Here is a 24,187-nt window from a genome sequence, read left to right on the forward strand (position 1 = left end):
AGAGGTAACTCATGATTCTGCTGAAATTCGCCAAGCCCATCAAGGGCACGTCCACCGTTGCCGGCCATACGGAGTGGATCACCATCGATTCCATCCAGATGGGCGTCGGCCGCGCCATCTCCAGCAGTGGTGGCGGTGCCGACCGCGATACGAGCAATCCGTCGTTCTCCGAAATCTCGCTGAGCAAGGCTACCGACATCGCCTCGGCGGACCTGTTCATGCAGGCCGTCTGCGGCATGAGCCTGGGCAAGGCCGAGCTGCACTTCATCCATACGGGCGGCGCCGACAAGAAGGAGCAGGTGTTCCTCAAGATCGAGCTGGAGGAAGCGATCGTCAGCTCTTACTCGGTCAGCAGCGGCGGTGAACGGCCCAGCGAGACGTTCTCGATCAACTTCACGAAGATCAGCTACCAGTACGACTCGTTCACGGGCGACAAGGTCGTCACCGGCACGCCGAAGAAGTGGGACCTCGAAACCAACGCGACCTTCTGATGCGCGCGCTCCCGATGACACGACCGGCAAGCCGCCACGGAAGCCGACATGGCTGAGCTGCTGAGCCGCGACCGGCTGCAGCCCGCGTTGCTGGACCGCCTGAGCGACGACTCCAGCGAGGCGCCGCTGGAGTCGCGCGAGCAGCGCGTGCTGTCGCTGCGCGGCCTGCGCGCGGCCGTGCTGCGCGATCTGGGCTGGCTGCTCAACACCACCAGCCTGGCCGCCGCCGCGGTGGCGTTCGAGGCCGCGCCGCTGGCGGTACAGTCGGTGCTCAATTTCGGCCTGCCGGACCTGGCGGGCAAGACCGCGTCGAGCCTCGACCGCCATGCAGTGGCACGGGCGATCCGCCAGGCGATCTGGGATTTCGAGCCGCGCATCCTGCGTGACAGCGTGCGCGTCGTCGTCGCCAGCGGCCGGTCGGCGGCCGGATTGAACCACCTGGCGTTCGAGATCCAGGGCGAGCTGTGGGGGCTGCCGCTGCCCGAGCGGCTATATGTCCGCACCGAACTCGACCTCGAACTGGGTGCCGTGCGGCTGTTCGACCTGGATGCGGCGGGACTGCGATGAATCCGGACCTGCTGCGTGCCTACGAGGCCGAACTGCAACACCTGCGCGGCATGGGTGGCGAGTTCGCGCGCGATTTCCCGAAGATTGCCGGGCGCCTCGGCCTGGAGACGGAAGCCTGCGCCGACCCGTATGTCGAACGGCTGCTGGAAGGCGTGAGCTTCCTGGCCGCGCGGGTCCAGCTGAAGATCGACGCCGAGTTCCCCCGCTTCACCAACCACCTGCTGGAGCTGGTCTACCCGCACTACCTGGCGCCGACGCCGTCGATGGCGGTGGTCCAGCTGCAGCCGGACATGGACGAGGGCAGCCTCGCGCACGGCTACCGCGTGGCGCGCGGCAGCGCGCTGCACGGAATGCTGGGCAAGGGCGACCAGACGGTCTGCGAATTCCGCACCGCCCACGACGTCACGCTGTGGCCGGTCGAACTGGTCCACGCCAGCTACCGGCCTTGCGGCCAGCAGCTCGACGGCATCGACCTCTCGCGTTTGGCAACGAATGAGCCGGTGAAGGCGGCGCTGCGGCTGCGGCTTCGCTGCGGTGCCGGCCTGGCGTTCGCCGACCTGTCGCTGGACGCGCTGCCGCTGTTCCTGCGCGGCAGCGAGGCGGTGCCCGGCCGCCTGCTGGAGCAACTCGTGGCAGACGTCGCGGGCATCGTCGTGATACCGGCCGGCGAGACGAAACAGGCGGCATCGCACAGCTTCGTGCCGGCCGATGCGGTGCGCCCGCTGGGTTGCGCCGAGCAGGAGGCGCTGCTGCCGAACGGGCCGCGCACGTTCGAGGGCTACCGCCTGCTGCAGGAGTATTTCGCGCTGCCGCAGCGCTTCATGTTCGTCGAACTGGGCGCACTGGGGCCGGCACTGCGGCACTGCTCCGGCAACGAGGTCGACATCGTCGTGCTGCTGCGCAGGTGCGACTCTGCCCTCGAGCAGGCCGTCGACACGGCCAGTTTCGGCCTGTACTGCACGCCGGCGATCAACCTGTTTCCCAGGAACGCCGACCGCATCCACCTGTCGGATCGCCAGGCCGAGTTCCACGTCGTGCCGGACCGCACGCGGCCCATGGATTTCGAGGTATACCAGGTGCTCGGCGTGAAAGGTTACGGCAGCGGCAGCGGCGCGGTGCAGGCCTTCCAGCCGTTCTACCGCGCCAACGACCTGCAGGGAGCCCGGTCCGGCGCGTATTACCAGGTGCGGCGCGATGCGCGCCTGCTGTCGGCGCGCCAGCAGCGCGACGGCGCGCGTTCCGGCTATGTCGGCAGCGAAGTGTTCCTGACGCTGGTCGATGCGGGCGCAGCGCCGTGGAACGGCGAGCTGCGCCAACTGGGCGTGGAAACGTTGTGCACCAACCGCGACCTGGTGCTGGGCATGACGCTCGGCGCCGGCCGCACCGACTTCACGCTCGGCGCCGGCGCGCCGGTGCGCGCGGTGCGCTGCGTGGCCGGGCCCAGCGTGCCGACGCCATCGCATGCGCAGGGCGAGACGGCCTGGCGGCTGGCCAGCCACCTGTCGCTGAACTACCTGTCGCTGCTCGACGAACCGGGCGGCGCCGGCGCCACGGCACTGCGCGACATGCTGCGCCTGTACTGCGCCCGCGGCGATCTGGCGGCCCAGCGGCAGATCGACGGCCTGCGCGCGGTGCGCGCCGAAGCGGTGGTACGCCGCCTGCCGCTGCCGGGGCCGGCGAGCTTCGGCCGTGGCCTGCTGGTCACCGTCGAGTTCGACGACGCGGCCTTCACCGGCAGCGGCGTGTTCGTGCTCGGCATGCTGCTCGAACAGTTCTTCGCCAAGTACACGAGCCTGAACAGCTTTACCGAAACCCGCCTGCACACGGCGGCGCGGGGACTCGTGATGGCCTGGCCGGCCAGGGTGGGGCGATGCGCGACGCTGTAGCACTGCTGGACCAGCTGGCTGCCGATCCGGCGTCGTTCGATTTTTACGCCGCGCTGCGGCTGGTCGAATGCGCGCATCCGGCCTTGCCGCGCATCGGCATGGCCCGGCGTCCGTGCGACGAGGCGCTGCGGCTCGGCCAGCACCCTTCGCTGGCGTTCGAGCCCCACATGCTGGCCGCGCTTGAACGCGAGGTTGGCGGCGACGGCGAAGCCGGCGGGGAGGGCAAGGCGCCGCGACTGCTGCTGCATTTCTTCGGCCTGCTGGGCGCGAACGGGCCGATGCCGGTGCACCTGACCGAATACATCCGCGAACGCGCGCGGCACCATGACGACGCCACGCCGGCGCGCTTCCTGGACATGCTGCAGCACCGGATGATGACGCTGCTGTACCGCGCGTGGGCCAGCGCCCAGCCGGCGGTCGGTTTCGACCGCCCTGGCGACGACCCGTATGCCCGTTATGTCGGCGCCCTGGTCGGCATCGGCATGCCGTCGCTGCTTGCCCGCGACGGCGTGGCCGATCACGCCAAGCTGCACTATGCCGGCCGGCTCGGACCGCACCAGCGCAGCGCGGCCGGACTGGCGGCCATCCTCGGCGACTGGCTGGAGGCACCCGTGGCGGTGCAGGAATTCGCCGGCGGCTGGTTGCGCCTGCCGGCGGATGGCCTGGCGCGGCTGCGCGGCGGACGGCACCCCGTGCGGCTCGGCCACGACACGGTGCTGGGCACGCGGGTCTGGAACGCGCAGCACCGCTTCCGGCTGCTGGTCGGCCCGCTGGACTTCGAGCGCGCCCGGGAACTGCTGCCCGGCACGCCGGGGATGCGCCAGCTGGCCGACTGGGTGCGCCTGTACGCCGGCCCGGCGCTGGACTGGGAGCTGGTGCCGGTCATCGCCAGGGAAACGGTGCCACGCCTGCGGCTGGGCCGGGAGTCCCGGCTCGGCTGGAGCACCTGGCTCGGCTCGCGGGCACCCGACCATGACGATCGCCAGCTGCGCCTGCGCAGCGGCCCACCCCATGCAACACTATCGAAAGGAGATTCCCATGGCTGACATCAGCCGCACCGCCCTGTTCGGGAAACTGAACACGCTGTGCTACCGCACCGTCGAGAGCAGCGTCGTGTTCTGCAAGCTGCGCGGCAACCCGTACGTCGAACTGGCGCACTGGCTGCACCAGCTGCTGCAGGCGCCGGATTCGGACCTGCACCGCGTGCTGCGCGAGTACGACATCGAACGCGACCGGGTGCTGGCGGACCTGATCGCCGCACTCGACCGGCTGCCGCGCGGCGCCGCGTCGATCACCGACCTGTCGCACCAGCTGGAGGAAGCCGTCGAGCGCGCGTGGGTGTACGGCACGCTGATGTTCGGCGCCGCGCGGGTGCGTTCGGGCCACCTGCTGGTCGGGCTGCTGAAGACCAGCGGCCTGCGCAACGCCCTGCTCGGCCTGTCGGCGCAGTTCGGCCGGATCGGCACCGACGACCTGGTGGAGCGGCATGCGGCGCTGCTCGCCACATCGCCGGAAGCGGACATGGGTGGCGGCGAAGGCGGCGGCGAGCCGGGTACGGCGGCCGACGCGATCGCCGCGACGGCGCCAGGCAAGGGCGAGGCCCTGGCCCGCTTCACCACCGACCTGACGGCGCAGGCCAGTGCCGGCATCATGGACCCGATCGTCGGCCGCGACGACGAGATCCGCCGCGTCATCGACATCCTGATGCGCCGCCGCCAGAATAACCCGATCCTGGTCGGCGAGGCCGGTGTCGGCAAGACCGCCGTGGTGGAGGGCCTGGCCCAGCGCATCGCCCGCGGCGACGTCCCGCCGGCGCTGCGCCACGTGCGCCTGCTGGCCCTCGACCTTGGCCTGATGCAGGCCGGCGCCAGCATGAAGGGCGAGTTCGAGCAGCGGCTGCGCGCCGTGATCGACGACGTGCAGGCCAGCGACCGGCCCGTCATCCTCTTCATCGACGAGACCCACACGCTGGTCGGAGCGGGCGGCGCCGCCGGCACCGGCGACGCCGCGAACCTGCTCAAGCCGGCGCTGGCGCGCGGCACGCTGCGCACGGTGGGCGCCACCACGTTCGCCGAGTACCGCAGGCACATCGACAAGGATCCGGCGCTGTCGCGGCGCTTCCAGGCAGTCGAGGTAGACCAGCCCGACGAGGCGCGCGCGCTGCTGATGATGCGGGGGATCGTTTCGGCGCTTGAAGGCCACCATGGCGTGCAGGTGCTGGACGAGGCGCTGGACGCCGCAGTGCGGCTGTCGCACCGTTATATCCCGGCGCGGCAGTTGCCGGACAAGGCGGTCAGCGTCCTCGATACCGCCTGCGCGCGCGTTGCGATCGGGCTGCACGCCATGCCTGCCGAGGTCGACGACAGCCGGCGCCGCATCGCCGCGCTGGAAACCGAGCGCGACATCGTCCGGCGCGAAGCGGCCATCGGCATCGACGGGGGCGGGCGGATGGCGCAGCTGCAGGATGCGCTGGCGCTGGAACGGGAACGCGAAGCGGCGCTCGCCGCGCGCTGGACCGCCGAGCAGGCGCTGGTCGGACGCATCCTGGCGCTGCGTGCCGCGCTGCAATGCAAGACCGGCAACGCGGCTGAGGACGAAGAGGTGTCGCGCCAGCAGCAGCTGGAGTCGCTGCGCGCCTTGCAGGACGAGCTGGCGGCGTGCCAGGGCGAGATGCCGCTGGTGCTGGCCACGGTCGACCGCCATGCCGTGGCGGCGGTGGTGCAGGACTGGACCGGCATCCCCGTCGGCCGCATGATGCGCGACGAAGTGGCCGGCGTGCTGGCCCTGGCCGATGCGCTGGGCCGCCGCATCATCGGCCAGCGCCATGCCCTGGACATGATCGCCCGCCGCGTGCAAACCGCGCGCGCGGGGCTCGACAATCCGGGCAAGCCGGTCGGCGTGTTCCTGCTGGCCGGCACGTCGGGCGTGGGCAAGACCGAGACAGCGCTGGCGCTGGCCGAGACCCTGTATGGCGGCGAGCAGAACCTCGTCACCATCAACATGAGCGAATACCAGGAAGCGCATACGGTATCGGCGCTGAAGGGCGCGCCGCCCGGCTATGTCGGCTACGGAGAGGGCGGCGTGCTGACCGAGGCCGTGCGCCGCCGGCCGTACAGCGTAGTGCTGCTCGACGAAGTGGAAAAGGCCCATCCCGACGTGCACGAACTGTTCTTCCAGGTGTTCGACAAGGGCTGGATGGAGGATGGCGAAGGCCGCGTCATCGATTTCCGCAACACGCTGATCTTGCTGACGACGAACGTCGGCACGGAGCTGATTACGCGCCTGTGCGGGGATCCGGACGCGGCGCCTGACCCGGAGACGATCGCAGCGGCGCTGCGGGCACCGCTGCTGCAGGTCTTCCCGCCGGCGCTGCTGGGCAGGGTGGTGACGGTGCCGTATTACCCGCTGGGCGACGACATGCTGGCCGCCATCATCCGCCTGCAGCTCGACCGGATCGGCCGCCGCATCACCGAGCGCCATGGCGTGCCGTTCTCGTACAGCGACGCGGTGGTGGCGCTGGTGGCCAGCCGCTGCACCGAGCTGGAAAGCGGCGGACGCATGATCGACGCGATCCTGACCAACACGCTGCTGCCGGCGCTCAGCGCCGAGTTCCTGCGCCGCCTGCTCGACGCCGGCACGGACGCGCGCGCCGCCATCGCCAGCGTCGCCGTCGAGGTGCGCGATGGCGAACTGGCCTACGACTACGGGAGCCGGTAGGCGATGGCGACCACCCAGGACAGGCGCGACGTCCACGTCGCCTGCGTGCTCGGTGCCGACGTGCTGCTGCTGCGCCGCATGCGCGGCAGCGAGGCGCTGTCGCAGCTGAGCCGCTACGATCTCGAGCTGTACAGCGAGCGTGCCGACCTGCAGCCGGACGCGCTGCTGGCGACGCCGCTGTCCGTCGGCATCGCGCTGCCGCGCGGCGGCACGCGGTACTTCCAAGGCCTCGTCACGCGCTTCGCGCTGACCGGGCGCCAGGGGCGCTTCAGCACGTACCAGGCCACGGTCAGGCCGTGGCTGTGGTTTCTCACGCGCTCGTCGGACTGCCGCATCTTCCAGGAGCAGTCGGTGCCCGACATCGTCAAGGCCGTGTTTGCGCCGTATGCAATCGCCGACGTCGACACGGCCGGCCTGGGCGGCGCCTACCGGCCGTTGCCCTACTGCGTGCAGTACCGCGAAACGGATTTCCAGTTCGTCAGCAGGCTGCTCGAGGCGGCGGGCATCTATTACTTCTTCCGCTGCGATGCCAGGCGCCACACGCTGGTGCTGGCCGACTCTTACGCCGCCCATGCGCCGGCGCCCGGCTATGCCAGCCTGCTGTACATGCCGGCCGCCGACCACGCGATGCGCGAGAGCGAAGTGGTGTACGAGTGGCACATGGGCGCCGAAGTCGAGCCGGGGGTGCAGGTCCTGAAGGATTTCGATTTCGAGCAGCCCGCCGCCAATCTGCTGGTCAAGGCCGCCACCGTGCGCGGCCACGCGCAGGCCGACCACGAACTGTTCGACTGGCCCGGCAATTTCAGCGCGCGGGCCGATGGCGACGCCGCTGCCCGCGTGCGCCTCGATGCGCTGCACACCAGCTACCAGCGAGTGCGCGGCGCCACGCGTGCGCGCGGGCTGTTTCCAGGCACGCTGTTCCGGCTTGCCGAGCATCCGCGCGCCGACCAGAACGGCGAATTCCTCGTCGTGGCGGCCGACTATGTGCTCGCTTCCGACCCGTACCAGGCGACCTCGCCGGCCGAGCCTGAGCCGCTGCTCACGTGCGCCTTCGACGTGATGCCGAAGCAGCGCGATTACAGGGCGCCGCTGGCTACCCGCAAGCCGGTGGTGTTCGGTCCGCAGACCGCCATCGTCGTCGGCAAGGCCGGCGAGGAAGTCTGGACCGACAAATACGGCCGCATCAAGGTGCAGTTCCACTGGGACCGCGCCGGGCGCGACGACGAAGCCAGTTCATGCTGGGTGCGGGTGGCCCAGGGCTGGGCCGGGCGGCGCTGGGGCGCAATGTTCGTGCCCCGCATCGGCCAGGAGGTGATCGTCAGCTTCCTCGAGGGCGACCCGGACCGCCCGCTCGTCACGGGCAGCGTGTACAACGCCGACAACATGCCGCCGTATCCGCTGCCGGCATCGGCCACGCGCTCGACGGTCCGTAGCGAATCGTCGCCCGGGGGCGGCGGCCACAACGAGCTGCGCTTCGAGGACAGGAAGGGCGCCGAGCAATTCTACATGCATGCCCAGCGCGATCTGGAGCATCGGGTCGGGCGCGACTTCCTTGCCTGGGTCGGGCGCGACCGCCACCTGCTGACCGTGGGCGACAGCTATGAAAGGACCGGTGGCGACCGGCACCTGGCCGTGGGCGGCGTGCGCCGCGAACGGACCGACGGCGCCATGGCGTTGTCCGCCGGAGCCGACATGGTACTGGCGGGCGACACGCGGGCCGGGCTGCACGCCGGGACGTCCCTGCATATCAAGGGCGGCACCAATGTCGTCATCGAGGCGGGCGCCACGATCACGCTGAAGGCCGGCGCCAGTTTCCTCACCATCGGGCCGGCGATGATCGTGGCGTCAGCCATGCCGATCCCGATGCCGTCGGCCGCCACGGCAGCCACCGCTGCAGTGCTGGCCGCCACGATGCTGCCGCCGGCGCGGCCGGCGGACCCGCGAGAAGCCGACGACGGCAAGCAATGAACGCCATGGACATCACTGAAAGGGAAGGCATGAACGATACGAACAGCGGGGAGGCCGCAGCCGTCCTGGTGCTGCGGGTACGCAGCTACCGCGGCGAGCCGCCGCCCACCGCACTGGAAGCGCGCTTCGACGGCGCGGGCGGCACCGTTGGACGGGCGGCGGGCAACCTGCTGGCGCTGGACGACCCCGGCAAGTACATCTCGCGGGTGCACGCGGTGGTCATGGTGACGGACGGGCAGTTCTGCCTGGCCGACCAGGGCGCCAATCCCAGTCTCGTCAACGGCCGGCCGCTGGGCGCGGGCGCCACCGCCGCGCTGGCCGACGGCGACCTCGTGGCGATCGGCGACTACCTGCTGGACGTTGCCGTGCTGGCAGCCGTGCCGGCCGTGCCGGAGCCGGATGCGATGGCGACGATGATCGCCGCGCCGGCACGCTTTGCTGCACCGCCATCGGTGCCTTTCATTGCGCCGCCATCGGCCTCTTTCCTGGCACCGCCAGCCGGGCCGGCCGATGCGCTGGCCGTGGCCGGCATCCTGCGCAACGGCGATGATGCGCCGCCCGTCGATCCGCTGGGGCTGCTGCCGGATTCACCGGCAATCCCCATCGGTCCGGCCGGCACCGGCACGCCGGCCGACCACCTGCCGCCCGAGCGCCAGGCCTACGCGCCGCCGTCGATTCCGGCCGACTATGATCCGCTGGCGAGCCTGTTCGTTGCCGGCCGTTCCGCTGCTGCGCCGGCGCCAGCGGTTCCGTCACGCACCACGGCGCCTCCCGCCGTGCCGGCACCAGTCCCGACGCATCCATCGCCAACACCGGCCGGCGGCGGCGATGTGCTGCGTGCGCTGATGGAAGGCCTCGGCCTGCCGCAGTGGCGCGCCGACCGGCCGCCCGAGGAGACTGCGCGGCTGGCGGGCGCACTGCTGCGCGCGGCCACCCGAGGGACGATGGAAGTGCTGACGGCGCGCGCGCTGACGAAGCGGGAAAGCCACATTGACATGACGATGATCGCCTCCCGTGCCAACAACCCCCTGAAATTCTTCCCGGACGCCGATACGGCGCTGGCGCAGATGCTGGGCGCCGAGGCACCTGGCTACCTGGCGGCGCAGGCGGCCTTCGGTGCCGCGTTCGACGACCTGAAGGCGCACGAGCTGGCCGTCATCGCCGGCATGCGCGCCGCGCTGGCCGTCGTCGTGCAGCGTTTCGATCCGGCACGGGTCGAGCAGCGGCTGGCTACCGGCGGCCGTCTCGATCGCCTGCTGCCGGCCCGGCACAAGGCGCGCCTGTGGGACCGCCTGGTGGCGTCCTACGGTGAGCTGGTGCGCGACGCCGACGACGACCTGCAGCGCCTGTTCGGCGAACAGTTCGCCGTCGCCTACCAGCAGCAGGTCGAACGGCTTCGCGGCGGCCATCATTCAACTTCACCAGGGAGCAGCCATGTCGTGGAATAGCAAAGTCATCTGGTCGGAAGGCATGCTGCTGCAGCCGCAGCACATGCAGCAGCACGACCGTCACCTGGATGCGGCCCTCGAGGGCCGAGCCGGCGCGCTGCGCCCGTATGCATGGGGCCTGACGCACATCGAGCTGGACGTGCCGCAGCTCGCACTCGGCAAGATTGCGCTGCGCGCCTGCAGCGGCGTGCTGCCGGACGGCACCCCATTCGGGCTGGGCGGCGACGGGGATATCCCGCTGCCACTGGACGTGCCGCCCGAGGCACGCGACATGACCGTGGTGCTGGCGCTGCCGCTGCGCCGCCACGGCGTGCCCGAAGTCGACGACGGCGATGGTGCCGGCAATGGTGCCGGTAATGGTGCTGGAAGCGGCGCCAGGCACCGCCGCGCCGAGGCCGAGGTATGGGACAGCAACGGACTCGATATCAGCGCCCGCGTCGAGATCGGCAAGCTGCGCCTGCGGCTGGCGCTGCAGGAGGGAGTGGCCGATGGCTGCGCGACGCTGGGCATCGCCCATGTGATCGAGCGACGTGCCGACAACCAGGTGGTGCTCGATTCGGCGTATTGCCCGCCGGCGCTGGCATTGCGCGCCGCGCCGCCGCTGGCCGGATTCCTCGCCGAGCTGCATGGCCTGCTGCACCAGCGCGCCGAAGCGCTGGCTGCGCGGCTCGCGCAGCCGCAGGCCAGCGGCGCCGGCGAGATCGCCGATTTCCTGCTGCTGCAGCTGCTCAACCGCAGCGAGCCGGCGGTGGCCCACCTGGCCCAGACGGCGGCGCTGCATCCGGAAGAGCTGTACCGCGCGCTGTGCGCGCTGGCGGGCGAGCTGGCCACCTTCACCCGGGCCGACAAGCGCGCGCCGCAGTATCCGCCGTATCGCCACGACGCGATCGCGCCCAGCTTCCTGCCGCTGATGCTCGACCTGCGCCGCTCGCTGTCGGCCGTGATGGATCCGCAGGCGGTCGCGCTGACGCTGGAGGAGCGCCAGTTCGGCATCCGCGTCGCCGTGCTGCCGGACCGCGAGCTGCTGCGGTCGGCCAAGTTCGTGCTGGCGGTGCAGGCGCAGGTGGCGCCCGATGCGGTACGCAGCGGCTTTCCGCCGCAAGTGAAGATCGGTTCGGTGGAAACCATCCGCGACCTGGTCAACCTGCAACTGCCCGGCATCCCCTTGCGCCCGCTGCCGGTCGCGCCGCGCCAGCTGCCTTACCTTGCCGGCCACACGTACTTCGAACTCGACCGCGGCAGCGACTACTGGCAGCAACTGAACAACTCCGCCGGCTTCGCCATGCACATCGCCGGCAGTTTCCCCGGCCTGCGCCTGCAGTTCTGGGCGATCCGCAACCTGACATCCCGACATGCAGCCTGACGACCACCACGATACCGGGCTGGACCCGGACCGCACCCTGCTGGTGCCCAACCCGGGCGCGCGCCGCCCGGCCGCTCCGCTGGCGCCCGTTCAGCCGGACCCGATGCGCCGGCAAGCCGCGCAGCCGGCGAACCTGGGCGTGGCCGCCGGCCAGTTGCCGGAAGGGGCGGGACTGAACCCGCTGGTGCGCGCCGCCAACCCGCTGCTCGGGCTGGTGCTGCCGCTGCGCGGCGCGGCGGCGGCACCCGACCTGGATGTGCTGCGCGGCCGGCTCAGCGACGCCGTGCGCCGCTTCGAGGCCGACGCCCGCGGTGCCGGCCTCGAAGCGGAGACGATCGCCGCCGCCCGCTATGCGCTGTGCACGCTGATCGACGAAACCGTGTCGGGCACGCCCTGGGGCGCCGCCGTGTGGAACCGGCGCAGCCTGCTCGTGGCATTCCACAACGAGGCGTGGGGCGGCGAGAAATTCTTCGTCGTGCTGCAACGGCTGAGCGCCGACCCGGGCCGGCACCTGCATGTGCTGGAGCTGATGTACCTGTGCCTGGCCTTTGGGCTCGAAGGGCGCTACCGGGTGATGGAGCGTGGCCACGAGCAGCTGGCGCTGCTGCGCGAACGCCTGCTCGCGTTGATCGCGCGCCAGCGCGGGGCCCACGAACAGGACCTGTCGCCGCACTGGCGCGGGCAGCCGCAGGCGCAGTCGAGCGGGCCGGCGTGGGCGTCGTGGCTGGTGGCCGGCGGGGCGGCACTGTCGCTGCTGCTGTTGCAGCTCACCTTCAGCTGGCTGCTCGGCCGGCAATCGGACCCCGTGTATGCCCGGCTGGCAGCGCTGCGCGCGCAGGTTCACGTATCGCCGGCGCGCGCGGTCGTCCCGCTGGCACAGCGTCCCGTTCCGGCACGCCTGGCGGGTCTGCTGGCGGCCGATGTGGCGAGCGGGGCGGTCGAGGTGACGGAAAGCGCCGGCCGTTCCGTCATCACGCTGCGCGGCGACGGCGGCTTCGCCTCCGGCAGCGACGAGATCGCGCCGCGCCTGCTGCCCGTGCTGCACCGCATCGGCGACGCGCTGGCCACTGTGCCCGGCAGGGTGGTGGTCACCGGTCATACCGACGACACACGCCCCGCGCTATCCGCACGCCTGCCGTCGAACTTCGATCTGTCCAAGGCACGGGCGCGCAACGTGACGGCGCTGTTGGCCGAACGGGCCGGCGCGGCGGAACGCTTCGCCAGCGAAGGCCGTGGCGACACCGAGCCGGTTGCCCCGAACGACAGTGCCGCCAACCGCGCCCGCAACCGCCGTGTCGATATCGTCGTCACCGCCTCCCCGGCATTACGCTAACCCTGCACCTGAATGTAACGACATGAACCGATTCATATCCCATTTGCCGGGCAAGCCATCGATGCTGGCGCCTGGCCTTGTCCTGTTGCCCGTCCTGCTGGCCTGCCTCGTGTGGTTCGAGGCGCCGTTCCTCCAGGTCGGTGGACGGGCGCCGTTCGCATCGGCCGCCAGTCGCTGGCTGCTGATGGCGGCGCTGGCGCTGCTGGCCGCCGGCTGGATCGCGTGCCGCGCATGGCTGGCGCGGCGCCGCCACGACGCGCTGGCCGATGGCGTGGCGGCACCGGCGAACCCACCACCCCGGAGCGGGGCCGGTGCGGCCGCGGCGGACCTGGAAGCGCTGGGCCGGCGCATGCGCGAAGCGCTCGCCGTGCTGCGTTCTGCCAATCCGGGCTGGCGCATGCGCCGGCGATACCTGTACGAACTGCCCTGGTATGTGTTCGTCGGCGCGCCCGGCAGCGGCAAGACGACGGCGCTGACCCGGTCCGGCCTGCGTTTCCCGCTGGCCGAGGCGCTGGGGCCGGATGCGGTCGGCGGCATCGGTGGCACGCGCCACTGTGACTGGTGGTTCACCGACGAAGCGGTCATGCTCGACACGGCAGGCCGCTACACGACCCAGGACAGCCAGGCCGGCGTGGATCGCGCCGCGTGGAACGGCTTCCTGGCGCTGCTGAAGAAATACCGGCCGCGCCGGCCGATCAACGGCGTGATCGTGGCCATCAGCGTGGCCGACCTGCTTCAGCAGGGCCAGGCGGGGCTGGAAGCCCAGGCACGGGCGATCCGCATGCGCATCCAGGAGCTGCAGGAACGCCTCGGCATGGCATTTCCCGTGTATGTGATGGTGACGAAGAGCGACCTGCTGGCGGGCTTCGGCGAGTTTTTCGCGCCGCTCGGCCGCGAAGAGCGCGCGCAGGTATGGGGCATGACGTTTCCGCTGGCCGCTGATGGCATGCCTGACCAGGCACTGGGCGCATTCGCCACCGAATTTCGCGCGCTCGCGCAGCGACTGCAGGAGCGCCTGCTGGAACGGCTGCAGCAGGAGCGCGACCTGGCGCGCCGCGCGCTGATCCACGGCTTTCCGCAGCAGTTCGCCGCCCTCGAAGGCGCGCTGGAGAATTTCCTGCAACTCGTCTTCACCGGTAACCGCTTCGAGCAGCCGGCGCTGCTGCGCGGCGTGTATTTCACCAGCGGCACCCAGCACGGCACGGTGATCGACCGCGTGATGGCATCGCTGGCGGGATCGTTCGGTCTCGGCAACCGGGCACTGCCGCCGGCACCGGACAGCGGCCGCAGTTTCTTCCTGACGCGCCTGCTGCGCGAGGTGGTGTTCTGCGAAGCGGGTCTGGCCGGCCTGAATGCCCGGGCGGCACGCCGGCGGCGGATGGCCGGCACAGCGCTGCTGGCGGGTGCGGCGGCGCTGGCGTTCCTGCTTGGTGCGGCATTGTGCACCAGTTACCTGCGCAATGACAGGCTGGTGGAGCGCGCCGGCGCGGCCACCGATGCGCTGGCTCGGCAGATCGCCGCGATGCCCCTGGACGGCGACGAGCTGGCCATGCTGCCGCTGCTGGATGCGGCGCGTGCGCTGCCAGCCGGCGATGCCGAACGAGAGCGCGCCGTACCGGTGCTCGACCGCATGAGCCTGTACCAGGGCGAGAAGCTCGGCGACGGCGCCGTGGCGGCGTACCGGCGCCTGCTGCGCAGCGTGCTGCTGCCGCGCATCGTCGCGCGCATGGAGGACATGCTGCGCGGCGGCGCGGCGGGCGACCAGGACCTGCTGTACGAAACCCTGCGCGCGTACCTGATGCTCGGCCAGCGTCAGCACTTCGATGCGGCCGCCGTGCAGGCGTGGGTCGAAGCGGAGTGGCGCCAGCGCCTGCCGCAGGGGAGTGGCCCGCGCCAGCTGCACGCCCATCTGGCCGCACTGCTGGAGGACGACAGCGCGCCTGACCCGGTGCAGCTCGATGGCCCGCTGGTGGCGCAGGCGCGGCGCGTGCTGGCCGACATGCCGCTTGCCGAGCGCCTGTACAGCCGCATGACGCATCAGCTGGAACGTGAGCGGTTGCCGGTGTTTTCCGTCAATGGCGTGCTGGGGCGCGACGGTTCCGGTGTACTGGCGCGTGCCAGCGGCGCATCGCTGTCGACAGGCGTGAGCGGCGTGTACAGCGTTGCGGGTTACCGTCGCTTCCTGGCGCTGCATGCGCAGGCCGGCGCCGCGATCGCGCGCGACAACTGGGTACTGGACCGCCAGCAGGGCGCGGCGGGCGAAGCCGATGCGGGTGCTGTCCGCGCGGCGGTGCTGCAGCGTTACCACGAGGACTATGTCCGCGCCTGGGACGGGTTCCTGGCCGACCTGCGGCCGGTACCGCTGGCCGACTTCGACAGCGCGGCGCGGGTCGGCAACGCGCTGGGCGGTGACGGGTCGCCGTTGCGGGCACTGCTTTCCCGGGCGGCACGCGAAACGGCGCTGGGCGCGATCGACGCTGGCGCCGCGGGCCGCAAGGCCGATGGGGCGGCGCCGCATCCGGTCGACCAGCACTTCGCACCGCTGCACCGGCTGGTCGCCGGCCCGGCGCCGACACCGCTCGACCAGGCGCTGGCATTGGTCAGGGATGCCGCGCAGTACTTCGACTCGGCCGCCATCGCGCGGCGCAGCGGAGCCCCGGCGCCGGCGCCCGGCGCGCTGCTGCAGCTGAAGCGGGCCGGCGAAGGGCGGGCCGCGCCGTTGCCGGCGATCCTGCAAGGCATCGCCGAGGCAGGCAATGGCCTGGCGCAGGGCGGCGAGCGCGAGAGGCTGGCGGCGTTGTGGGAAGGCGGCCCGGGGCAGTTCTGCCGTGCGGCGATCGGCGGCCGCTATCCGCTGGACCGCGGCAGCCTGCGCGATGTCACGCCTGACGACTTCGCCAGATTCTTCGCGCCGGGCGGCATGCTGGATGGCTTCTTCGTGCAGGAACTGGCGCCATTCGTGGACCGCGGCGGGCCGCGCTGGCGCTGGCGCGCGACGGCCGGGCCGGCCCGCGTCTCGCAGGCTGCGCTGGACGCGTTCCAGCGCGGCGCGAGGCTGCGCGACATGTTCTTTGCTGCCGGCGGCGCGGCGCCGTCACTGCGGTTTACGTTGCGGCCGCTGCCGCTGGATCCCGGCATCACGTCGCTGATGCTGGAAATCGATGGCCAGCAGGTGCCGGCCACCCGCGGCCAGGCCGGGCGCACGGTGTCCCTCGCGGTCCCTGGCAGCGGAGGCGGCCAATCGCGGCTCGCTGCGGTACCGGCGAATGGCGCCGAAGTGCGTACCGAGGGCCTGTGGGCCTGGCTGCGCCTGATCGATCGCGCCACGCTCGATGTCATGCAGGCGGAGCGTTTTCGGCTGGAGTTCGGCATCGATGCCCGCAAGGCCGCCTACGAGTTGACGGCCGGCAGCGTGATCAATCCCTTCCGGCGCGATGCGACGCAGTTCGCGTGCCCGCAAGGCCTGTGACGGCCGGCGTCGGCGACATCGGCTGGTACGGCAAGGTCGCCAGCCTTGGCGACTTCACGCTGCGCGGCCTGCCGCCGGAATTCGTGCAGCCATGGGATACGTGGCTGCAGCAAGGGATGCGAGACAGCCGCACCCGGCTTGGGGAGGACTGGATCGGGCTGTACCTGCATGCGCCGGTATGGCGTTTCGCGCTGGCCTCCGGGTTGTGCGGCCGCGCTGCGGTCGCCGGCGTCGTGGTGCCAAGCGTCGACCGGGTTGGGCGCCATTTTCCGCTGACCGTCGGGGCGACGCTCGACGACGGCACCGCGCTGCACGAACTGGTAGGCGCCGGCGCGGCATGGTTCGACTCTCTGGCGGGACTGGGCGTGGAGGCGATGCGCGGCGCGCTCCCTCTGGCCGACCTGGCCGCCGCGCTGGCGGCCCTGGCGCCCCCCGCCATGATACAAGTGGCGGGACCGGAGCCGGGACCGGAGCCAAAAGCGGCCTGGGTCACGCTCGATGCCGGACAGGCAGCCGCGGCGGCGCTGGCGCGCCTGCTGCCGGTTTCCGGGCTGGCCGGGCGGGCGGTGTTCTGGACGGAAGGGACGCCGCACATGGCGCCGGCACTGCTGATCAGTGCCGGCCTGCCGCCTGCCGGCCAGTTCGGCGCGATGTTGGGCGCAACGCCGGGCGCTATGGCACCTGGCCAGTGAGGGCGCGTGCCTGTTCGAGGAAGCGGGAGCGCGCCGCTGGCGCGTCGATCTGCTGCGCGACCAGGTCGAGCAGCGCGAGCCGGCCGGTCGCACGAAGCAGGGCGCGCTTGACGACGATTCGCGCGATCGGGCCGATTTCCTCGGCCAGCAGCGCTGTCACCGCCGCGCCGAAATCGGCGCCGGGCGGCTGCGTGTCATCCAGCTGCACCATGGCGCCGGGCTGCGTGCCGCCGCCAGTGCGCTGCGCCGCATCGAGGGTCTTTTCCAGCGCCGCCAGTTCGGCCGCGAAGGCGGCGCGTGCCGCCGGCGACGGGATGTGCGGCAGCAGGCGTTCGCACAGCGCACCGAAGTCCGGCGCGTTGGCCGCCAGCCGGCGCAGCAGCAGGCTGGCCAGCGGCCCGATCTGCGCGGCCAGCAAGGCTTCGAGCCGTGGCAGTGCCGCCATCTTCCAACCGGTCAGATCGGCCGTCGTTTCCCGCGCGGCGGGTACGGCGGACAGGCGGGCCGCCATGGCGGGGGTGCCGGCCCGCAGCACGGTGGCGTCGCTGTCGCCGACGTCTGCATGCACGGGCAGGGCCGCCGCAGCGCCATCGCGCGCCGCATCGTGCAGCGCTTGCGCAAAGTCGGCGGCGACGGCGAAGCGCGCGGCCGGTTCCCTTGACAGCGCGCGCATCACCACGGTGTCGATGCCGGCGCCGAGCGCGGCGTTCCAGTGCGAAGGTGGCGGCGGCGTCTGCGTGAGCACCTGCTGCATCACGGTGGCGGCCGAGCCGGAGAACGGGCGCTGGCCCGTCAGCAGCTGGTACAGCACGACGGCCGCCGAGAACAGGTCGCTGCGGCCATCCACGGTATCGCCGCGGAACTGCTCGGGCGACATGTAGCTCGGCGTTCCGAGCATGGCGCCGGTCTGCGTCAGCGTCGAGGACTCGATGCGGGCGATGCCGAAATCGCCGACCTTGATGCGGCCGTCGGCCGTCACCAGCAGATTGGCCGGCTTGACATCGCGGTGCACCACGCCGCGCGCGTGGGCGTAGCCCAGCGCGGCAAGCAGGTCGCCCATCCACGCCGTGACTTGCGCCAGCGGCAGCGGCGCGCCGGCCACCAGGTCCGACAACGGGCAGCCGTCGACGAATTCCATCGCGATGTAGGCAATGTCGTCGGTCTCGCCATATTCGTGGACCGCGACGATATTTGGATGCATCAGCCGGCCTGCGGCCTGCGCCTCCTTGCGAAAGCGCTGCAGCATCTCCTGCGCCTGCTCCGGGTCCGCCACGGCGCGGTGCACGGTCTTCAACGCCAGCGTGCGCTCGATCAGCGGATCGAAGGCACGGTAGACCACGCCCATCGCGCCCCGGCCCAGGATGGCGTTGAGACGGTACTTGCCGATCTGGCGCGGCAAGCCGGCCAGCTCATTCATCGAGCATTTTCATCGCACTGCCCAGGCTGGTGCGCATCCGCTCGAACGCGCGCGCCAGCCCGGCCAGCTCATCGCTGCCGCGGGTATCGATGGCGGCTGCGCCGGCGCGGCCCAGGCTGACGTCGTCGGCCACGCGCGACAGCTTGCGCAGGCGTTGGGTAACGAACACGTGCACCATCACGTTCAGCGTCACGAACAGGAACCCGAAGATCGCCAGCAGCGACCACAGCGACGTGTGCAGCAATGTGCGGGCGCGCTGCAACGGCACGGCCATCGGCACCGAGACGATCTGCGCGCCGACGGTTTCGCCCAGTTTCCAGCCGAAGCCGTTCTCGCGGCCATAGATGTCGAGCATCGTGTCGGGCGCGTCGGCCGGCGTGCCGTGGCACGCCAGGCAGGCGCTGTCGCGGATGCGGATTGGACGCGCCACGTACAGCGCCGCGCCGGACGGGCCGGCCCGTTCGCCGACCAGCTCCGCCGTCCCTAGTTCGCCGCGCAGCCGGTTCACCAGCGGGACTTCCCAGTCCGCGGCACGGTTGCGCGGGTTCGTGGGATTCAGCGTGGCCTGCTTGTAGGTGTAATCGGGATACGCCTTCAGCAGCTGGTTCAGGTGCTCGATCGCGGCGAAGGTGGGCACGGCCTCCGGCAGGAATTCGAACTTGAGCCGGTTCTCCAGCAGCGGCGTGACATGCGCGCTGGCGTATTTGCCGGCCGCATCCGACGCCTGCAGCAGCAGGCGCGCGTGCTGCAGCGTTTCTTCCCGGGCATTGGCCACCAGCATGTCGTTCGTGACGAAGCCGGCGGCGCAGAACCCGGCGATGGAGACGGCGAGGAAGACCAGGTTGAACCTGGCGGCAATCGATTGGATTTTCATGTCAGAACAGGTGGTTGAGCGGCGTCGCGGTGCGGCTGCGGGTGATGTCGCGGCGGCGCATCGCCGCGCGCCATTCCGGTTGATTGTCGAGCAGGCTTTCGGCTTCCGCGCGGAACGTGCCGTCGGCCAGCCGCACGGCGAACTGGCTGGCCAGGCGCTGGCGCATGTCGGCGCCGGCATCGCGCCACGCCGCAATATCGGCGGCGGCGATTTCGCGCTCCGCCGTGGCGCTGGAGTCCGGTGCCAGTGCGGCCACCGCGACGAGCGGATCCAGGAAAGGGCGCGGCATCTGGCCGATGAACAGGCGCGGAGGGCGCGGCGCAGTCTGGAGAGGTCCGGCGAGCGGCCCGGCTGCCTGCCGCACGGCGTACTGCCCGCTGCGGATCGATGCCGGCGCGCTGCCCGCCGCCTTGTCGGCCGCCACGACGGTACCGCTCTCGACCAGCAGCGCGGTACGGTCCGCCGTCAGGTGCACGATGCCGCTGGCGCCCCGGGCCTGCAAGCGCAGAGTGCCCGCTTCGAATGACAGCTGGCCCCCGGCCGGCGCGGTGGTGGCGAACTTGGCCCAGCCGCGCAGCAGGCTCGCGCCCGGCAGACCCGTTGCGTTCCGTACCAGTACGCTGCTCGCCGGGCCCAGCGCCAGCCGCGCGCCATTCGGCCATTCGATCTGCGCCGGCTGCGCGATGGACTCGACGATGTCGCCGGCCTGCAGCCGGACGCCGGAAGACGCCTGGTACACGGTGGTCTTGCGGATCAGGCGCAGCGGCTGTTCGGCAAACGAGACGACGGCCTGCTGCGCAAGCGACGGCGCGGCAGGCAGCAGCAACGTCGCCGCCAGCGCGCAGCCCGCGATGGCGCTGGTCAGCCGGCGCCGGGCGCCGCGAAATGGATGGAGCAGGGACATAAGCGATGCCTGGTGGTTGACTCACACACCATGTACGCGCGGCAAACGCTTCCGGATGCAGCCGCGGCGCGGATCGCTGCCCGCGTGTCGGCTGCCGCGTCAGGCTGCCCTGGCGCGGGCCAGGCGCTGGTCGATGCTCCATGCTCCGGCGCCGAAGGCGAGCACCTGCAACAGGCCGCCCGCCAGCGCGAGGTTCTTCAGCAGGTGAATCATCTGGTCCGGATCGTCGGTGGCGCCGTGGAACAGAAAGCCGGCGACCAGCGTGAAGACGGCGAGGCTGGCCGCCGCGGCGCGGGTCCGGAAACCGAAGGCCAGCAGCAGGCCGCCGCCCAGCGTGATGGCGATGGCCACCACCAGCCCCACGGCGGGGAAGGGCAGGCCGACCGATTCGATCGCGGCGGTCGTGGCTTCCGGCGTGGCGATCTTGTGCAGGCCGCTGAGAATGAAGATGGTGGCCAGCAGCAGCCGGCCGATGGCGGGAGTCAGGTGTTGCATGTGATGCCTTTCGGGAAATAATGAAATGGGTCAGGAAAACTGCGGGTCGCCCAGCTCGCGCCGGCGGCGCGGCGCTTCGCCGGCGATGTCCGGAGGCGGCGGCGCCCGGTCCCTTCGTCCGCCTGTCAGGGGCGGCTCCGGCATGGCGGCCGGTACCTGCACCAGCGTTTCGCGCAGGCGCGCCATGCCGCGACGCAGCCAGCTCTTGACGGTGCCGAGCGGCGCGTTCATGTGCGCCGACAATTCGGCATGCGGCATCCCCTGGCCAAACGTCAGCGCGATGCTCTGGCGCTGTGCCGGCTCCAGCCCGGCCAGCGCGGCGGGCAGACGCTGGCGCAGCGTGGCATGGAACGCCTGCCGGATCGGGTCGGACATGTCGCCGTCTTCCATCACAAGCTCGGCGAGCCAGGCCGCTTCCGCGGCAGCTTCGGTGCGCTGCTGCTCGATCCGGCGGCTGCGCAGCTGCGACAGCGCGCCGTTGCGGACGATGGCGATCAGCCACGTCATCGGACTGCCCTCGCCGGGGCGGAAGCGTTGCGCATGCGTCCAGATATTGACGTAGGCATCCTGCAGCACTTCCTCCGCGCACGATGGGGTGCCCAGCAGTCGCAAGGCGACGTGGTACAGGTATTGGTGGGTGAGCGCATGGAGCCGGGTAAAAGCGCGCTCGTCGCCGGCACCGCTCGCCACGAGCAGCTCGGCAAGAAGAGTCCTGCGGTCGGTCATCATATTCATGGCGCGAATCGTGCCGCAGATGCACACCCGTTATCCAATCGATTATTCATATGCCTCGCCATTATTGAGGTTGATGCAGGCGAGATAATCGTTTGGATCATCACCCGCGTGGTTGAGACGGTAAGTATTTGACGGCGCTATTAATTGTCTTTGAGAATTTAAGATTGCCGACATGCTAAAGAAATCTTCAGTCAGTTAATTACACGCATCGGGGTGACTGCCTGTGCTCGGCAGCACCTTCCCGTAATTTTTGCCTTCGAGAAATTCATGCTGTCGGACCGATCCTCGCTACAGATTCCGATTCTGTCGATTATATCGAATCTATCGAAATTTAAAAGCTTTTTTGCAAGGTTTTTCAGCAATGCGGGTGGTGGCGCTGGCTCTGCGACGAAAGCTGCAGACATTGACCGGTTCGAATCGCGTGCGATGCGTCCAACGGATTGCTGTGGTCGTAAATAAAGCGAAGGGAATGTCCCGGTTTCGGAAGAGACGGGCTTTCCCGCGCGGGAACCTTGGCGACGAGCCGTCGCGAGTCGACACGCCGCTCCAGATCAATCACCACCAGACAAGGAATTCGATGAACGACTTCAATCCATTGGCATTCGCCGGCGATTTGCACTCGCCGGCCTCGTATCACCACGCGACGATCGGCGGGAAAGCCATGGCTTACCTCGATACGGGCAAGGGGTTTCCCGTGCTGCTGGGGCACAGCTATTTGTGGAATGCCGCGCAGTGGCTGCCGCAGATCGACCTGCTGTCACGTCACTTCCGCGTCATCGTGCCGGACCTGTGGGGGCACGGGATGTCCGAGGCGCCGCCCGCCGGGACGCAGGCAATCGAGGACCTGGCCGAGCATTACAGGGCACTGCTCGATACCCTGTCGATCGATGCATGCCATGTCGTCGGGCTGTCGGTGGGCGGCATGTGGGCCGAAGCGCTGGCGCAGCGCCATCCGCTCCGCGTGCGCAAGCTCGTGCTGATGGATACCTTCCTTGGCGAAGAGCCGGAAGCGTCGCGCCTGCAATACATGGGCATGCTCGCCAGGATCGAACAGGAGCGGACGGTGTCACCGGAACTGCTGGAAGTGATCGTGCCGATGTTCTTCCGCCGATCGATCGACCGGCAATCGGCGCTGTACCGGAACTTCAGCGACGCGCTGGCCAGGTTCTCCGCCGACCAGCTATCGGAGAGCATCGTGCCGCTGGGCCGCATCATCTTCGGCCGGCCGGACCGCCTGGCGCGGCTGCACCGGCTGGACGCCGACCGCACGCTGGTGGTGGCCGGGCAGTACGACATGCCGCGCCCCGTCGCGGAATCCATCGCGATGGCGAACATCATCGACTGTCCGATGACGACCGTGGCGGACGCCGGTCACATTTCGAACCTGGAAAACCCGACCGCGGTCAACCGCATCCTGCTGAAGTTCCTGCTGGACGAGCGCTGATGCGCGCACGCGATGCAATGCCGGGGCGGCGCGGGAGAAGACCGCCCGCCCCGATAGTGGTCAGCAGTCCAGTGCCGGGTCTTCCGATGCATGCCGGAGTCGCCAGCACCTTCCCGCTGGCAGGACGGTCCGTGTCGACGAGGAAGTTCGCCAGCGGCGCATTGAACGCCCAGGGACTGTCGCGGAACGGCGCATGGCCGGCCGCCATTCGAATCTGCGTACGGGTGCCTGGCGAAACGGCTGATCGGACGCCGGGGCGGGAAGCGGGGGCCAGTCGTGTTACTTGCGCCGCACCGTCGCCTGGATTGCGCGGCTGATTTCATGCGATGCCTGGCGGGCCAGGCGATCGAGGATCTGCCTGCCGTCGTCGCCCAGCTGGCGCGGCTCCGTGTCGATCACGCACAGCGAGCCCAGTGCGAAGCCCATGTCGTCCGTGATCGGCGCGCCGGCGTAGAAGCGGAAATGTGGCGCGTCCGCGACCGCGGGGTTGTCGGCGAAGCGGGGGTCCTGGTCGAGTTCGAACACTTCCTGCACGCCGCCTTGCAGCAGCGTGTAATTGCAGAAGGCCCAATGACGCGGCGTTTCGCTCAGGTCGAGCCCTACCTTGGCCTTGAACCACTGCTTGTCCTCGCTGATGATGCTGATCAGCGCAACGGGCATCGACAGGCTCAGCGCCGCAAGCTGGGCGATATTGTCCAGCGTTTCATCCTGCGCGCTGTACAGCAGGCCCGAACGGTGCACCGCCGCCAGGCGCCTGGATTCATTGGGGCCGACCGGAAACGGGGCGTCGAGCAGGGCCGGCGGCAACGGCGCCGGCACGCCGGGCTTCAGCGGCGAAAGCCTGGCCAATTCGCCGGCCAGCCCGTCCGCCACGCCGTGCAGCCCGAGCACCTTGTAGCGCAGGCCGGGGCCCAGCAAGGCAGCGATCTGTGCGGCCGGCAGCGACGTCGCGATGACGATCCGCAGCCGGTTCAGCACGGGCACCTGGTGCAGCGCCGAGAGGAAGCCGGGCAGCAGGTCTTCAACCGTTTCCACGTGGACCACCAGCATGTCCGGCAAGGTCGTGCCGAGCGTGACCGCGGCGGCCACCGGGTTGTCGAGGCAGGTGAGGCCGGCGACATTCATCGCGGCGAAGGCATTGGTCCAGCTTGCGTGATGGCGCTCCGGGGCCAGAACCAGTACTTCCCAGCCAGCCTGCTTGATGTCGTGGCCCTGTTCCAGTGTCGCCAGCACGTCGGTCTCATACATGCGCCGATGGCCGCCGGGCGTTTTCCATGACGGGATCACGCCGCTTTCGATCCACAGTTGCGCCGTGCGTGCCGACACGCCGAGGATTTTCGCTGCCTGTGCCGTGGTGATGATGGAACTGTTCATGGACGGCAGT

The 24,187-nt window shown here is 70.3% G+C and carries 18 protein-coding genes; 12 read left to right on the forward strand and 6 right to left on the reverse strand.

Translation table 11 applies throughout. From position 1 onward, the window contains the following. Positions 1-11: 11 nt before the first annotated feature. The 11 genes from ACY34H_RS28115 to tagF are packed head-to-tail and all read left to right on the forward strand — an operon-like array spanning position 12 to position 16,934. Positions 12-491, forward strand: coding sequence for an Hcp family type VI secretion system effector (locus ACY34H_RS28115; RefSeq protein ID WP_464980723.1), 480 nt, complete (start codon positions 12-14; stop codon positions 489-491). Between the two features lie 48 nt (positions 492-539). Further along, positions 540-1,058: a type VI secretion system baseplate subunit TssE gene (gene tssE, locus ACY34H_RS28120; RefSeq protein ID WP_464980724.1), complete on the forward strand. Its 519-nt coding sequence runs from the start codon at positions 540-542 to the stop codon at positions 1,056-1,058. Beyond that, the gene (gene tssF, locus ACY34H_RS28125) at positions 1,055-2,944 is read left to right on the forward strand and encodes a type VI secretion system baseplate subunit TssF (protein WP_464980725.1); all 1,890 of its coding nucleotides are present in this window, start codon (positions 1,055-1,057) and stop codon (positions 2,942-2,944) included. The genes tssE and tssF overlap by 4 nt, the downstream gene beginning before the upstream one ends. Next, positions 2,929-3,990, forward strand: coding sequence for a type VI secretion system baseplate subunit TssG (gene tssG / locus ACY34H_RS28130; RefSeq protein ID WP_464980726.1), 1,062 nt, complete (start codon positions 2,929-2,931; stop codon positions 3,988-3,990). Before tssF ends, tssG begins: the two co-directional genes overlap by 16 nt. Then, positions 3,983-6,661: a type VI secretion system ATPase TssH gene (gene tssH, locus ACY34H_RS28135; protein ID WP_464980727.1), complete on the forward strand. Its 2,679-nt coding sequence runs from the start codon at positions 3,983-3,985 to the stop codon at positions 6,659-6,661. Before tssG ends, tssH begins: the two co-directional genes overlap by 8 nt. A 3-nt stretch (positions 6,662-6,664) precedes the next feature. Continuing rightward, positions 6,665-8,629 carry a type VI secretion system Vgr family protein gene (locus ACY34H_RS28140; RefSeq protein WP_464980728.1) on the forward strand — a complete coding sequence of 655 codons (1,965 nt, stop codon included), beginning with the start codon at positions 6,665-6,667 and terminating at the stop codon, positions 8,627-8,629. 5 nt (positions 8,630-8,634) lie between these two features. Then, complete coding sequence (gene tagH, locus ACY34H_RS28145) at positions 8,635-10,077, forward strand: type VI secretion system-associated FHA domain protein TagH (protein ID WP_464980729.1); 1,443 nt, start codon at positions 8,635-8,637, stop codon at positions 10,075-10,077. Continuing rightward, complete coding sequence (gene tssK, locus ACY34H_RS28150) at positions 10,064-11,440, forward strand: type VI secretion system baseplate subunit TssK (RefSeq protein ID WP_464980730.1); 1,377 nt, start codon at positions 10,064-10,066, stop codon at positions 11,438-11,440. Before tagH ends, tssK begins: the two co-directional genes overlap by 14 nt. Further along, positions 11,430-12,773 carry a type IVB secretion system protein IcmH/DotU gene (gene icmH, locus ACY34H_RS28155; RefSeq protein ID WP_464980731.1) on the forward strand — a complete coding sequence of 448 codons (1,344 nt, stop codon included), beginning with the start codon at positions 11,430-11,432 and terminating at the stop codon, positions 12,771-12,773. The genes tssK and icmH overlap by 11 nt, the downstream gene beginning before the upstream one ends. A gap of 22 nt (positions 12,774-12,795) precedes the next feature. Continuing rightward, the gene (gene tssM, locus ACY34H_RS28160) at positions 12,796-16,242 is read left to right on the forward strand and encodes a type VI secretion system membrane subunit TssM (protein WP_464980732.1); all 3,447 of its coding nucleotides are present in this window, start codon (positions 12,796-12,798) and stop codon (positions 16,240-16,242) included. Next, a complete protein-coding gene (tagF, locus tag ACY34H_RS28165; RefSeq protein ID WP_464980733.1) occupies positions 16,224-16,934 on the forward strand; it encodes a type VI secretion system-associated protein TagF in 711 nt (236 codons plus the stop codon). The genes tssM and tagF overlap by 19 nt, the downstream gene beginning before the upstream one ends. On the opposite strand, the gene ACY34H_RS28170 is transcribed toward tagF, so the two are convergent. The 5 genes from ACY34H_RS28170 to ACY34H_RS28190 form a co-directional block, all read right to left on the reverse strand. After that, positions 16,915-18,351, reverse strand: a complete 1,437-nt coding sequence (locus ACY34H_RS28170; RefSeq protein ID WP_464980734.1) for a serine/threonine-protein kinase — start codon at positions 18,349-18,351, stop codon at positions 16,915-16,917. The two genes, tagF and ACY34H_RS28170, sit on opposite strands and share 20 nt — an antisense overlap. Beyond that, the gene (locus tag ACY34H_RS28175) at positions 18,344-19,225 is read right to left on the reverse strand and encodes a Tll0287-like domain-containing protein (protein ID WP_464980735.1); all 882 of its coding nucleotides are present in this window, start codon (positions 19,223-19,225) and stop codon (positions 18,344-18,346) included. Before ACY34H_RS28175 ends, ACY34H_RS28170 begins: the two co-directional genes overlap by 8 nt. Before the next feature lies 1 nt (position 19,226). After that, the gene (locus ACY34H_RS28180) at positions 19,227-20,129 is read right to left on the reverse strand and encodes a hypothetical protein (RefSeq protein WP_464980736.1); all 903 of its coding nucleotides are present in this window, start codon (positions 20,127-20,129) and stop codon (positions 19,227-19,229) included. 99 nt (positions 20,130-20,228) lie between these two features. Continuing rightward, entirely contained in the window at positions 20,229-20,624 is a 396-nt protein-coding gene (locus tag ACY34H_RS28185) for a DoxX family protein (protein ID WP_464980737.1), read from the reverse strand. A gap of 30 nt (positions 20,625-20,654) precedes the next feature. After that, a complete protein-coding gene (locus ACY34H_RS28190) occupies positions 20,655-21,359 on the reverse strand; it encodes an RNA polymerase sigma factor (RefSeq protein ID WP_464980738.1) in 705 nt (234 codons plus the stop codon). A 661-nt stretch (positions 21,360-22,020) separates the two neighbouring features. Between ACY34H_RS28190 and ACY34H_RS28195 the strand changes: the two genes are divergently transcribed. Beyond that, complete coding sequence (locus ACY34H_RS28195) at positions 22,021-22,803, forward strand: alpha/beta fold hydrolase (protein ID WP_464980746.1); 783 nt, start codon at positions 22,021-22,023, stop codon at positions 22,801-22,803. A gap of 279 nt (positions 22,804-23,082) precedes the next feature. On the opposite strand, the gene ACY34H_RS28200 is transcribed toward ACY34H_RS28195, so the two are convergent. Beyond that, a complete protein-coding gene (locus ACY34H_RS28200; protein ID WP_464980739.1) occupies positions 23,083-24,177 on the reverse strand; it encodes a GAF domain-containing protein in 1,095 nt (364 codons plus the stop codon). Between the last annotated feature and the right edge of the window lie 10 nt (positions 24,178-24,187).

Source organism: Pseudoduganella sp. jia 9 (assembly GCF_055502615.1).

What these genes read in the sequence shown, in the direction of transcription:
- ACY34H_RS28115 (WP_464980723.1), top strand. Translation starts at nt 12, where the DNA reads ATGATTCTGCTGAAATTCGCCAAGCCCATCAAGGGCACGTCCACCGTT.
- tssE (WP_464980724.1), top strand. Translation starts at nt 540, where the DNA reads ATGGCTGAGCTGCTGAGCCGCGACCGGCTGCAGCCCGCGTTGCTGGAC.
- tssF (WP_464980725.1), top strand. Translation starts at nt 1,055, where the DNA reads ATGAATCCGGACCTGCTGCGTGCCTACGAGGCCGAACTGCAACACCTG.
- tssG (WP_464980726.1), top strand. Translation starts at nt 2,929, where the DNA reads ATGCGCGACGCTGTAGCACTGCTGGACCAGCTGGCTGCCGATCCGGCG.
- tssH (WP_464980727.1), top strand. Translation starts at nt 3,983, where the DNA reads ATGGCTGACATCAGCCGCACCGCCCTGTTCGGGAAACTGAACACGCTG.
- ACY34H_RS28140 (WP_464980728.1), top strand. Translation starts at nt 6,665, where the DNA reads ATGGCGACCACCCAGGACAGGCGCGACGTCCACGTCGCCTGCGTGCTC.
- tagH (WP_464980729.1), top strand. Translation starts at nt 8,635, where the DNA reads ATGGACATCACTGAAAGGGAAGGCATGAACGATACGAACAGCGGGGAG.
- tssK (WP_464980730.1), top strand. Translation starts at nt 10,064, where the DNA reads ATGTCGTGGAATAGCAAAGTCATCTGGTCGGAAGGCATGCTGCTGCAG.
- icmH (WP_464980731.1), top strand. Translation starts at nt 11,430, where the DNA reads ATGCAGCCTGACGACCACCACGATACCGGGCTGGACCCGGACCGCACC.
- tssM (WP_464980732.1), top strand. Translation starts at nt 12,796, where the DNA reads ATGAACCGATTCATATCCCATTTGCCGGGCAAGCCATCGATGCTGGCG.
- ACY34H_RS28170 (WP_464980734.1), bottom strand. Translation starts at nt 18,351, where the DNA reads ATGAATGAGCTGGCCGGCTTGCCGCGCCAGATCGGCAAGTACCGTCTC.
- ACY34H_RS28175 (WP_464980735.1), bottom strand. Translation starts at nt 19,225, where the DNA reads ATGAAAATCCAATCGATTGCCGCCAGGTTCAACCTGGTCTTCCTCGCC.
- ACY34H_RS28180 (WP_464980736.1), bottom strand. Translation starts at nt 20,129, where the DNA reads ATGTCCCTGCTCCATCCATTTCGCGGCGCCCGGCGCCGGCTGACCAGC.
- ACY34H_RS28185 (WP_464980737.1), bottom strand. Translation starts at nt 20,624, where the DNA reads ATGCAACACCTGACTCCCGCCATCGGCCGGCTGCTGCTGGCCACCATC.
- ACY34H_RS28190 (WP_464980738.1), bottom strand. Translation starts at nt 21,359, where the DNA reads ATGAATATGATGACCGACCGCAGGACTCTTCTTGCCGAGCTGCTCGTG.
- ACY34H_RS28195 (WP_464980746.1), top strand. Translation starts at nt 22,021, where the DNA reads ATGGCTTACCTCGATACGGGCAAGGGGTTTCCCGTGCTGCTGGGGCAC.
- ACY34H_RS28200 (WP_464980739.1), bottom strand. Translation starts at nt 24,177, where the DNA reads ATGAACAGTTCCATCATCACCACGGCACAGGCAGCGAAAATCCTCGGC.